We start from the raw sequence: 12178 nt of genomic DNA, 5'->3' as shown, positions 1-12178 counted from the left end.
TTCCTGGCGTTTACTCTATTGTAAAAGAAAATAGACTGTAGGAAAACTCCAAATTTCCGGAGTTTGTCTACAGTCTGAAACCGACAGGAGAGAGTCTCCTGTCGGTTTCATTTTGCTCTGGCTGTCGAATGTTGCTTTGCTTTTTTTCGTTCGTTGCGACGCTTATCCAGCTTCGCCTTGTCGATATCTGATTGTTTGTTATACTTTGGTAAAACTAATAACTGATAGGCATTCACAGCTAACAATGGAAATAAAAGAATAGTTACCCATTCATCCTTATTGCCTGAACTAACCATAAGTGCCGGTAACCATTCAAGGGTGGTTATTACAATCATAAAAAACAAAGCTGAAATCAACGCATGTTTTTTCGTCCATTGTGCTTTAAAATATGCGGTTACAGCAGATACTACAATTAACGTCATAAGCAAGAAAATATACAGCATTGTTCGTCCCGTATCAGCCTTCGATAACTGAAAGCGGAAAAAGATGAGATCGAATAGAACAACTGCGATTATTAAAATTTGTACCCAGTTCCACAAAGTCAGAGTTCTAAACATGTTAACACCAAATTGATGGACCGTCAGATAAGCGAAAAACCCCATCTGCGCAACGACGCTCATCGTAAAGCCTAAAAAGATCATCCATAAAAAGGCGCCAAGAAATTGCCAAATCTCGCCTGCCTGTATATATCCGAAAAAGAAATCCCAACGTACGATTAACCCAACAACCGCTGTAATTCCTCCGCCAATTGCCATAGCGCGCAAGAAAAATTTTACCCAATTTCGTATTGTCACAACAATGTTCCCCTTTTATCTTTATTGACTCCCACCACAAGGCAGGGAGAAATTAACGTATTTCCAAACGCCCATTGAACGAAGTCTCAAGCAGAGGTTATAAATTTTTTAAAAATGAAGTTCACTGAGAGTCGTTGCTGCTTGCAACTAAGGTCCCTAACCTGCGTTATGCTCTAAGTACAATTCAAAACCTAGATGCAATTAAACTTAGGGCATAATTGATTTATATCACTTCCTAGTGTATCAACGTTCGACAAAAAAATCTATTTCATTGAACAAATCATGCATATTCCTTCTCATAATGTGAACAATAAATGAAAATACAAGTGGAAGGTTGATTGGAATGAAAAAATTAGCAGGCATTTTCCTATTCCTTGTCTTCCTGACGGGTTGCAGCGGCGGGCAGCAAGCAAGTCCAAGCTATGATGAAATGAAAAAAATGATGACAGATGCGATCCAAACGGAGGACGGAAAGAAAGCACTACGCAAACTGATGACTGATCCCGAATTCCGTGAGCTGCTCGTGTTGGAACAACCTGAAGTGAAACAGAGTATAGAAAACGTTCTACTTTCTAAAGAGGGAGAGCGATTTTGGAAGACGGCATTTGAAGATCCAAAATTTACAGAGGCCATTGCCAAAAGCATGAAAAAACAGCAAGCCGATATTATGAAGGATTTAATGGGCGATGCATCGTTCCAAAAAGAAATGGAAAAGTTTTTCGGTCAACCTGACATGATGAAACAAATGGAGAAAATTGTGAATTCCAGTACGATGAAAAAAGAAATGGAAAAGGCAGTAGAAGACACGATAAATAGCCCTCTTATGAAAGCAAAATGGCAGGAGCTCATTATGAAAGCTGGGAAAGGAACAGCAGAAGAAGGTGGGAAAGGCGGAAAAAGTGAGGACCAAGGTGGAGGTGGAGCAAAAACAGGCGAAGGAGGTCAGTAACCTCTCTCGCCTGAAACTTGATTATTTTCGACTTTTTTCAATCACTGTATCAGCAACTTGTAAGTAGATTTGTCCGATCGGGTGGTCCTCTGCATACACAGACGGCGCAAATTCCGTATCGTTCCAATCAGGCTGCCCTAGGGGAATTTGACCTAATAGTTCGGTGCGAAGTTCTTCCGATAGACGGACACCGCCACCTTGTCCAAAGACATACTCTTTCTCTCCAGTTGCTTTTGATTCAAACCACGCCATATTCTCGATGACGCCGAGTAATTCATGATCTGTCTGCAAAGCCATTGCACCTGCGCGGGCAGCTACAAATGCCGCTGTCGGATGTGGTGTCGTGACGACAATTTCTTTAGATGCCGGAATCATTTGATGAATATCAAGTGCCACATCTCCTGTTCCTGGTGGCAAATCGAGCAATAAGTAATCAAGCTCGCCCCAATCTACATCGCGGAAAAATTGGTCTAGCACTTTACCAAGCATTGGCCCTCGCCAAACAACAGGTGCATTATCTTCAACGAAGAAGCCCATGGAAATGACCTTTACACCAAAACGCTCAACCGGCATGATGCGATCTTCTCTCACCTCAGGCATTGCGGTGATTCCCATCATATCTGGCACACTAAATCCATAGATATCCGCATCAATCAATCCGACCTTCTTGCCACGTCTAGCCAAGGCAACTGCCAAATTAACAGAGACTGTCGACTTTCCAACGCCGCCTTTTCCGGATGCGATCGAAATAAATTCGATATTAGATAAAGGAGATAAAATGTCTTGTGCTTCCGCTTCTGTCACGGTTCCTCTGAACTGTTCCAACACTTCTTTCGGTAGTTCCTCAAAACGAATGCCTACAGAGTCTGCCCCTGCACCTTTTAAAACATCCACTACTTTTGATTGAAGCGTCAATTGCTCACCGGTATTCACTTTCGCAATTGCTACTTTGACACTGACATGCTGCTTTTCAGGCTTAATGGTTACATCTACAATACCATTCGTTTCTGCCAGTGTTTTATGTAAAAACGGATCTTCCAATGCGCCAATCAATTCACGGACTTGTTGTTCATTTATCACATTCGACACTCCTTATTGAATAAATTTCATCCCCTCCAGTATATCATATTCCCTATCTGCCCAAGCGTCATTTGCCTTACTGTTCCTCAGCATGCTCATATTTTACAATTCCATCTACAATTGCAGCTGCTACTTTTTTCTGATATGCCTTATCAGCTAATAATTTACGCTCTTCTGGATTAGACAAAAAGCCTGTTTCCACCAATACAGCAGGTACCGGTACTTTCTTCAGTAAGTAGACGCCTGTAATCTTCATGGCTTCTCTATCTGTATTTTTCAGTTGATCACTTAATTCATCTTGGATTGATGTTGCTAACTGCTTGCCCGCAGGATGTCCATTAGGATGGTAAAACACTTGCGCACCTCTCCAACGCTCTTCTGGAATTGCATTGACATGAATACTAACAAACATGTCTGGTTTTTTTTCGTTCGCCATACTCTCTCGCAGTTTAAGATCGGCAAATTTTCGACTCCGATTGGATTGGAACTTCTCCGAAGGTGCGTGCTCTGCAATGGCATCACCTTCTTTTTCTCTAGTCATCGACACCGTAGCTCCTTTTTTCTCTAGCAACTTTCTAACTTCATGAGAAATGTTCAATGTAATATCTTTTTCAATCACTTCTTCTGCAGAAGCTCCTCCATCTTCTCCGCCATGTCCAGGATCGATGAGAATTTTCACACCACCTAGCTCTGCTGGAGTAAAGAAACCTCTATCCGATGCCTTTACGCCATACCACACACCACCTAGTGAAAAAAATAACAGCAAGCCTACTGCAAGCCATTTTTTCATCCATACACCGCCTTTTTCTTTCACTATACGCTTGGACCTTTGTTGTTATGTCTCACGGGTCAGTATTCTGTTATGAGCGGTTGACTGATGTTAGTGAGCAAAAAACCACGGAACACATGTTACAAAAAAACGCCAGAAAGAAGTGGATCTCTTTCTGGCGTCTTATCCATTATTCAGTTTGACCTTCCCATGCCAGCATACCGCCCGTCATGTTCGTAACGTCAAAGCCTTCATCTGCTAAAATCTCCTGAGCTCGTCCGCTTCTACCACCTGAACGACAGACTAAAATATAGGGAGTCGCTTCATCCAAGTCATGCATTTCAATCGGAAGATTTCCCAGTGCAATATGCATTGCACCCGGAATCATGCCTTGTGCCACTTCATCGTCTTCGCGTACATCAATAATATGAAGCTCCTTGCCACTTTCTAATTGCTCTTGTACTTCTTTTGCTGTTAATTCTTTCAATGCCATGAGTCATGTCCTCCAACGTATTTAATTTATCTTTATTCTATATTGCCTGGTGAATGGTTGTCTATTTAAATGAATTTATGAGCTGTACTAATTCATCGGGTGTGTGACCTCGATTTTCCCAAAGTCGTGTCGTGTTAGCGATATCGATAATCAGGGGGATATAACGCTCAGCTTCTGACACAGGCAGCTCCAAACCTTCAAGAAAAAACGACAACACACTTGTGAAATCACCACCACTAATTTGCAGGTTTAACACTAGTTCTGCCACTTCTCTTTCGATATCAATCGAATCACCGAAATTTCGTCTTAATTGCTGTCTCAATCTTTCTTGCTCAGGGGTATGTTGGAAATATTGTTCATCCAAAAATAAAAGAAGCTCTTCTTTACCTGGTACATAATAAGGTTTCCCAGTAGCTAGTTGTTCCAATACAGTTCTTTCATCCAACTCAATCACTGCTTCTGCCACAAAAAGATCAAAATCAACATAAACAAACCTTTCCTCTAATTGCTCTTTGATTACTTGCAAATTCACAAAAGGAATTGCAGCTTCCAATGAAATAGGCTCTTCGTTTTGTCCATTGTAAATCTTAACCACCTTTTCAATCGGAACCAATCCATACAAATTCGTACAAGCCACGATATAATCCACCAGTAGATTTTCATTATGGTCATTCATTTAATATTGCCACCCTTACTTATACATGAGTTCTTTCATTCGCACAAATTTCTTTCACACACGCAATCGTACGCTCAATATCCTCTGTCTCAATTTCTCGATGCGTTACAAACCGGATTTGAGATGAACCATACGTATTTGCTAAAATATCATAACTCTTAAGTCTTTCAATAAACTCCGTTGAACTTAATCCAACCGGTGCAACGGAAAAAAATAGAATATTACTTTCTACTTCTATTGCATTGATTTCTATCCCATCAATCTGGGCTAAGCCTTCTGCAAGCTGTTTGGCATGACGGTGATCTTCTGGCAGTCGACTGACCATATCATTGAGCGCTACAATTCCAGCTGCCCCAACGACTCCTGCCTGACGGGTACCGCCCCCTAGCATCTTCCGCCACTTCCTCGCTTGATCAATGAACTCTTTAGACCCTGCCAAAATCGATCCCATCGGTGCACTTAATCCTTTAGACAAGCAGAATTGGACAGAGTCAGTATAAGCTGTAATTTCCTTTGGCTGGACACCTAATCCTACTGCAGCGTTAAATAAGCGCGCACCGTCTAAATGAATGGGAAGATGATGCGCTCGAGAAATTTCATATACGTCTTTCATGTAATTTAGGGGCAAAATTCGACCACCTGAATCACCATGCGTATTTTCCAGACAAATCAGCCCAGTTCTCGGATTATGGACATCAGGTTCACGAATAGCAGCCACGATTTCATCAATCGGCATCTGGCCGTTAACCCCTTGAATTGTCCGGGGCTGCACGCCTCCAATTACAGCCAAACCTGCCGTCTCATGATGAACAATATGAGAAGTTGCTTCTGCTATGATTTCATCACCGCGGTGTGTATGTGTTAGCACCGCCACTTGATTGCCCTGAGTACCGCTTGTCACAAATAATGCAGCTTCTTTCTCTACCATACTAGCCGCTAACCGCTCCAATTCATTAATCGTTGGATCATCACCATACACATCATCACCTACCACCGCATCACGCATTGCGTTACGCATTTCCTCTGTAGGTGTCGTTACTGTATCACTTCGTAAATCAATTGGCATTAGTCTTACTCCTCTCTATTCACTTTCATTTTTTCAATTGTAACAAAACTATGTTGGGAATGCAGTACTGTGTAAAGTGTAGAGTATTGATAAAATGAATATACGTACACTATTGAAAGGGGTGCCCTCAATGATTCGCAACCGACAAATGGAAATACTTCTTCATTTATTGAAAGTAAAACATACTACCCATCGTGAGCTGGCAACTTTATTTGAAGTGAGCATCAAAACAATCCAGCGAGATATTGATGCGTTATCTACACTAGGAATACCTATTACCTGCAAGCAAGGGAAATATGGGGGGATTTATATCGAAGAAAGTTATAAATTATCAAGAAGTCTTCTTACCAATGAAGATTTGCAAAGTATCACGATTGCATTGACAATGTACGATGCGTTTTCCACTACTAAACATAAAGATCAAGTAATGAAAAAACTAGCCTTAATCGCCCCTGAATTGGTATATCTTTACGAACAGGATGCAACTGATTACTTTATTGTGGACATACTTCCTGAAAAGATTGATATGACAAACACAGTATTTACTATTTTAAATAAAAGCTTGGATGAGGAATATTACGTAAACATCACTATAGCTAGAGACAAATTAAAAATAGCTCCCATCAGTTACGTATTGCGATCTGACGGTTTATACCTTTATGCTTTTCATGAAGAGTACCTTCTTCTTAAGACGTCGGATATCATCAGTGCAGAATTGACTAACGAAGAATACAGTAGAAATTTTATCTCCTATCGCGAAAATAAATCTATATAAGACATTATATGTCCGGTTATGCATGTATTGTTGAGATAGGAGGAATAATTATGAGCTCAACAATATATGATCAAACTTCAATACCAAAACTAATTTTCACATTTTCACTGCCGTCCATTTTTGCATTGATTGTCGAGACACTTACTTCAGTTGTCGACACATCATTTGCAGGCCACCTGGGAAATCAAAGTGAATCAGCACTGTCTGCCATGGGATTGTTATCACCTTTATTAGCTGTATTTGTGGCTTTGCAGACCCTATTCGCCATTTCTACAGCTATTATGATCTCCAGATTTTTAGGTAGACAAGATAAATTTTCATTGCATCGCTATTTCCAGAATGGTTTCCTCCTGACACTTATTATTAGTAGTAGCACATCCCTACTTGTATTCTTGTTTATCAAACCCATTCTACTTTCTTTAGGTGCAAAAGGTGACGTATATGACCTTGCACACGAGTATGTAATGATTATTCTCGTAAGTAATATTTTCAGTGCTCTTGGCTACACGCTAACCAGTTCAATCCGAGCGTTTGGCTATCCAAAGATGGAAGCCTTTATCATTACCTTGTCAGTCGTTATCAATATCGCTAGTAATGCCGTGCTCACATTTGGATTCCATCTTGGTATGACAGGTATCGCCCTAGGTACTTTACTCAGCGAGATAGTCTGTGCTCTTTTAGCAACTAGCTTTCTAATCAAAGGCCATCTATGGTTTAAGGCGAGCAAAATTCCAATGAAAGAATATGGAATCATGACGTATAAAATGTTTAAAATCGGCTTTGCTCAAACTGCTATCCAACTACTAGCTGGTTTTTCTGCCTATATCGTCAATCATCAACTTATATCCATTGGAGGAAATTCTCATGTAGCCGTCTGGAACGTTGCCAATAAGTTATATATGTTGGCCCTTATGCCGATTATCGGAATGACACAAGCCGTTCAAACGATCATCGCCTATTTCGATGGCAAAAAAGTAGCGCAAAAGAAAAAAGAAACTATTCGTCAAACCGTTTTATATTGCTTTATTTATGGAATCGGTATTACGATGATAATTTATGTAGTAGGAAAATATTTTCTTCGTATATTCACAGAGGACCTGGCAATCTTAACTGCAGCACAAGTTATTAGCAAAGTCATCTTTCTGACTTTTCCTTTACTGGGTATTACGTATACCATCATGACGTTACTTCAAGTGACGGAGAGAGAAATACAAGCCGTGGTATTAGGGCTAACTCGACAAGTCATTGCCGTTGTGCCTCTAGTGATTATGCTGCCCTTTTTATTTAGTAAGTTTGATATTCTTGGTATACCTCCCGCGTTTTCCATCTTTTTTTCAATGCCCATTGCGGATGTTCTGACGCTATTTGTCGCCATTTTCTTCTTTAAAAGAACAAAGCTTATGTAAAATTAATCCTTTCGTTTAGATCACATGAATATGCATTCTAATATACTATACAAATGAGAATATTTAGGAGGCATAAGATGGGAGCTATTACGGGTTATGAATTCATTGACCGTATCGATCAGCTAGATACCGATATATGGTTGGATGGACAACAGGTGAAAGGACCGATATCTCAACATACGGCATTTAAGGGACTTCTTAAAACAAAGGAAGCTCTTTATGATTGGCAGATGCTCCCTTCGAACAAATCGATCATGACATATGATTCTCCAACATCTAAAGAGCTGGTTGGCTTATCTTATTTACAACCAAAAACGAAAGAAGATTTGCGAAAACGGCGAAAGATGATGGAACAGTGGGCACGTCTCACATGTGGACTACTCGGAAGGAGTCCGGATTATCTGAATACGGTGATCATGAGTTTCGCCTCTTCTTCCTCTCATTTGATTGGAAAAGAAAATTGTTTTCCTGAACATATCCAAGCTCTCTATGAACGAGCAAGAGAGCATGATCTGTCATTCACTCATACATTTATCACGCCGCAGGTCAATCGCTCGCAAAGCTACTTTGAAACTTCTGAAGAGCCCATTTCCGCTAAGATCGTAGGTAAAACAAAAGAAGGCCTTATTATAAAAGGAGCCAGACTACTTGCCACACAAGGTGGACTTACTGATGAAGTACTTGTATTCAGTGCACCAAAATTTCTTGGTGATCCCGATGAGGCATTTGCTTTCTCCATTCCTTCCGACACGAAAGGATTACGTTTTCTTTGTCGGGAATCTTTTGTTGGAGGCGAGTCGGCATTCAATTATCCGCTTAGCTCGAGATTTGAGGAGATGGATTCGATTGTAGTATTTGATCGAGTAATCGTTCCTTGGGAATGTGTATTCTTTTATCATAACGTAGAAGTAGCGGAAGATTTTTTTGCAGTAAGCTCCTTTCACCCCTATGCGATTCACCAAGTGATCACGCGGCAAATTGTAAAAGCTGAATTCATGTTGAGCTTAGCTGAGGAGCTTGTCCAAACTATTAATGTTGGAGAGTACCTTCATATTCAAGGGAAGCTATCTGAAATCATCGTAGGACTGGAAACGATGAAAGCTTTACTAGACAAATCTGAACATGATGCCGCACTAGATCAATGGGGGTATATGCGCCCTAGTCTTGCGCCTCTACAAGTTGCCAGTACGATCTTTCCTACTATGTATCCTCGCTTTAGTGAAATCATTCAGTTGATCGGTGCAAGCGGCATGGTCGCCCTTCCTACTGAAAAGGACTTTCAATCTGCTATTGAACCTGATCTTACACGTTATTTACAAGGTGCTACGAAAAGTGCAGAAGATCGTGTGAAGATCTTTCGGTTGGCATGGGATCTAACGATGAGTTCGTTTGGTACGAGACAGACCCAATACGAACGATACTTCTTTGGTGATCCCATTCGTTTAGCTAGTCATTTATATAAGTCTTATTCAAAAGATGGCGGGAAGGATATGTTGAATCGGTTATTGGGTTCGTAATGGCATCATCATAGAAAATGTCAACATTTCGGCGAAATTTCTTCATTTTTCCCATCCAACTCCATGCTAGACTCACTGTATGGAGTTGATGAACATGGTGCTATCTGCACATTGCAGCGAGCTGTTTCAAGAAGCAGCACGTTTTATTCATAGCTGCTATGAGGAATTAAAACTGTCTCAAGAAGAACAAATGACCAGATTAGAAGAGATTCAAGAAGAAATTAATCAAAGTGGAACTTACACCCACAAAGGATTTGAAGTGAAGCACGGAGCAAAAATGGCTTGGCGTAACAGCAATCGGTGCATCGGACGCCTATTGTGGGAGACACTCGAAGTATTTGATGAACGGCATGTACAAACTGCTGATGAAGCCTTTGATAAGCTAACGCATCATATCCAATTTGCTACCAATAATGGTGACATCCGTTCAACGATTACCGTCTTCGCACCGCGAAAAAACGGGGTGGATCCTCTGCGTATCTGGAATCATCAATTAATTCGATATGCGGGATATAAAGAGGAGACGACTGTTGTCGGAGATTCCGCATCCCTCGAATTGACAAAAATGTGTGAAGGGCTTGGCTGGCAAGGAGAAAAAACTGCTTTCGACATCTTACCACTCGTGATTCAAGAGCATGGATTTCCGCCGAAACTTTTTACTATCCCGAAAGAGATAGTTAAAGAAGTTCCGATCATTCATCCCGAACTGAGAGGGATTGCAGAGCTAGAGATGAAGTGGTATGCAGTTCCGATTATCTCGAATATGTGCTTGACCATTGGGGGGATTGAGTATCCGATGGCACCTTTCAACGGTTGGTATATGGGAACTGAGATTGGTGCACGCAATCTCGCAGACAGCGATCGTTACAACTTGTTGCCATCCGTCGCCAAGCTGATGGGATTGAATACAAAATCTAATCGTTCATTATGGATCGACAAAGCACTCGTCGAATTAAATATCGCTGTTTTGCATTCCTATAAGGAAGCGAAGGTCACGCTTGTGGATCATCACACGGCTGCCAAACAATTTAAGGCTTTTGAAAAAAAAGAACGTGATTGCGGAAGACCCGTCACTGGAAATTGGACTTGGCTCATTCCACCTCTATCGCCAGCCGCCACCCATATTTATCACAAGCCTTATAAAAATGACATCGTCACACCCAATTTCTTTTATCAGAATGATCCTGAATAAACCAACGAACCCGCTCCTATTGGTAGGCACGGGTTCGTTGATTCATTCACCAAAAATGTAGCTCTTGAAATTCAATGTTGATCAGCTTGTCTGTTTCGGCTGCATACGTGACGTTTACGAGAACCCCGAATTCACGGTTTCCATCCTTCAGCCACAATCTAAATTTTTCAACAGTGGACCCTTTCTTCGATTCGCTTCCTATATGCAAGTAGTCCACGATATTCGCGTGAGGATATTTAACTTGAGTCTCTTTAATTGCGAGTCGAGACCACTTTGCATACGAGGGAATCTCGGATTGCGCAGTAGCTTCAATCGGTACATATGTCCAAGTTGAAGCACTTGCCAAGGCGATTCCAAGTGCCATACATAGTTTTTGAATGATGGCGCACACCTCCTTTAAGGTAGGATGCGTCAATTCTTTTGATTCATTCTTTATTGTAAACAGACGTTTAAAGATTTAATACATAACCAATCAGCCATTTTATAGAAGTATGGCAAACACTAATTTAGACGACTTCTTAACATATTCGATTGGAATATTTTCTTCTTTTCGATTCATCACCATCAACCTTGCCCAGATGATGACTAGTGCTGGAAACCATAATAAAGTTATTAATGGAGTTAGACTGATTAGAAAAAACTGAGTTCTCCTTTCATTAACATCCAAATAATAAATAATTGCAATAACCATCGCTCCTACCGGCAACAATACCAACGTAATCTTAGTAGAGGTAGAATATTTTATGAAGCAAAGCTCCTTTACGGATAGAAGAAAAAATTTATCTTAACTTTTCCACTTTCCCATCTAAACGAATTCCCTCATATGTCACCTTATCTACTGGCTCCTCACTATAGTAATAATAAAAAAAGCCACCTTCTCCTACAGATCGATTGAAGCCCATTTCTCCCACATTTGTAGAATACGCCTTCACCGTTTCAAAGCTTTCATCTTGATTCAGAACAAAACTCACATACAATTTTTTATCCGAATTAAATTTCAAGGCCTGTTCGCCTATCTCAAAAGCTGTATTCTCTTTCGGAGTAATAGATAATTCGTCTGTCACCTTCCAGCCAAGAAAGCCTTTAGACACCGCATAGATCTTGAACCCATCTTCAAAAGGTTTAATGGCAAGTTCCGCTTTTTCACTGATAGGATGCCTAGTCCCCGCCTCTCCTTCTTGTCCTTCCAACACAGCATTTGCTGTAGAATTTATTATGTACTCATCCCAAATATAAGTTTTGAATAACACAATTCCAACGATGATCAGAATTGCTTGGGCTCCGATTCCACTTCTTTGCTTAGATCCTTCAGTTTTTTGCTTTGGCAATTTGATCAACCTCTTTCTTGGAAAAAACAAATTCAAATAATTGCCACTGAGTATACATTGTACAAGTTATGATACTGAAATGCGTGCTTAGCAGGAATCAACTAGAAATATATTCTATCGAAATAGACTTCTG

General features: G+C 40.6%; 13 protein-coding genes. 5 read left to right on the top strand and 8 right to left on the bottom strand.

Features of this window, described 5'->3' with window-relative positions; translation table 11 throughout:
- Positions 1 to 107: 107 nt before the first annotated feature.
- Entirely contained in the window at positions 108 to 794 is a 687-nt protein-coding gene (locus tag GD002_RS12220; protein ID WP_153732635.1) for a KinB-signaling pathway activation protein, read from the bottom strand.
- A 343-nt stretch (positions 795 to 1137) separates the two neighbouring features.
- Here GD002_RS12220 and gerD point away from each other — a divergent pair, with 343 nt between their 5' ends.
- Entirely contained in the window at positions 1138 to 1743 is a 606-nt protein-coding gene (gene gerD / locus GD002_RS12215) for a spore germination lipoprotein GerD (RefSeq protein ID WP_153732634.1), read from the top strand.
- A gap of 21 nt (positions 1744 to 1764) precedes the next feature.
- On the opposite strand, the gene GD002_RS12210 is transcribed toward gerD, so the two are convergent.
- The 5 genes from GD002_RS12210 to ltaE all read right to left on the bottom strand — a co-directional run bounded on the left by GD002_RS12210 (position 1765) and on the right by ltaE (position 5827).
- A complete protein-coding gene (locus GD002_RS12210) occupies positions 1765 to 2823 on the bottom strand; it encodes a P-loop NTPase (protein ID WP_153732633.1) in 1059 nt (352 codons plus the stop codon).
- Positions 2824 to 2899: 76 nt separating this feature from the next.
- Positions 2900 to 3613, bottom strand: coding sequence for an N-acetylmuramoyl-L-alanine amidase CwlD (cwlD, locus tag GD002_RS12205; RefSeq protein ID WP_153732632.1), 714 nt, complete (start codon positions 3611 to 3613; stop codon positions 2900 to 2902).
- Positions 3614 to 3782: 169 nt separating this feature from the next.
- The gene (locus GD002_RS12200; protein WP_194841584.1) at positions 3783 to 4085 is read right to left on the bottom strand and encodes a rhodanese-like domain-containing protein; all 303 of its coding nucleotides are present in this window, start codon (positions 4083 to 4085) and stop codon (positions 3783 to 3785) included.
- A gap of 61 nt (positions 4086 to 4146) precedes the next feature.
- Complete coding sequence (locus GD002_RS12195) at positions 4147 to 4761, bottom strand: hypothetical protein (RefSeq protein WP_153732631.1); 615 nt, start codon at positions 4759 to 4761, stop codon at positions 4147 to 4149.
- 19 nt (positions 4762 to 4780) lie between these two features.
- Positions 4781 to 5827, bottom strand: a complete 1047-nt coding sequence (ltaE, locus tag GD002_RS12190) for a low-specificity L-threonine aldolase (RefSeq protein WP_153732630.1) — start codon at positions 5825 to 5827, stop codon at positions 4781 to 4783.
- 130 nt (positions 5828 to 5957) lie between these two features.
- Here ltaE and GD002_RS12185 point away from each other — a divergent pair, with 130 nt between their 5' ends.
- The 4 genes from GD002_RS12185 to GD002_RS12170 all read left to right on the top strand — a co-directional run bounded on the left by GD002_RS12185 (position 5958) and on the right by GD002_RS12170 (position 10717).
- Positions 5958 to 6602 carry a helix-turn-helix transcriptional regulator gene (locus tag GD002_RS12185; protein WP_194841583.1) on the top strand — a complete coding sequence of 215 codons (645 nt, stop codon included), beginning with the start codon at positions 5958 to 5960 and terminating at the stop codon, positions 6600 to 6602.
- 50 nt (positions 6603 to 6652) lie between these two features.
- A complete protein-coding gene (locus tag GD002_RS12180; protein WP_194841582.1) occupies positions 6653 to 8008 on the top strand; it encodes an MATE family efflux transporter in 1356 nt (451 codons plus the stop codon).
- Between the two features lie 77 nt (positions 8009 to 8085).
- On the top strand, positions 8086 to 9525 hold the full coding sequence (hpaB, locus tag GD002_RS12175; RefSeq protein WP_153732627.1) for a 4-hydroxyphenylacetate 3-monooxygenase, oxygenase component: 1440 nt from the start codon (positions 8086 to 8088) through the stop codon (positions 9523 to 9525).
- A gap of 94 nt (positions 9526 to 9619) precedes the next feature.
- A complete protein-coding gene (locus tag GD002_RS12170) occupies positions 9620 to 10717 on the top strand; it encodes a nitric oxide synthase oxygenase (protein WP_228548366.1) in 1098 nt (365 codons plus the stop codon).
- 46 nt (positions 10718 to 10763) lie between these two features.
- Here GD002_RS12170 and GD002_RS12165 read toward each other — a convergent pair whose 3' ends face one another.
- Together GD002_RS12165 and GD002_RS12160 are read right to left on the bottom strand one after the other, a co-directional pair.
- The gene (locus tag GD002_RS12165; protein WP_228548365.1) at positions 10764 to 11132 is read right to left on the bottom strand and encodes a DUF3889 domain-containing protein; all 369 of its coding nucleotides are present in this window, start codon (positions 11130 to 11132) and stop codon (positions 10764 to 10766) included.
- A gap of 364 nt (positions 11133 to 11496) precedes the next feature.
- The gene (locus GD002_RS12160; RefSeq protein ID WP_153732625.1) at positions 11497 to 12045 is read right to left on the bottom strand and encodes a hypothetical protein; all 549 of its coding nucleotides are present in this window, start codon (positions 12043 to 12045) and stop codon (positions 11497 to 11499) included.
- Positions 12046 to 12178: the final 133 nt, after the last annotated feature.

This window comes from Sporosarcina obsidiansis (assembly GCF_009651005.1).
Lineage (GTDB): Bacteria > Bacillota > Bacilli > Bacillales_A > Planococcaceae > Sporosarcina > Sporosarcina obsidiansis.
Note: the sequence above shows the minus strand (reverse complement) of the source record. Positions and strands in the feature narration are given on the sequence as shown.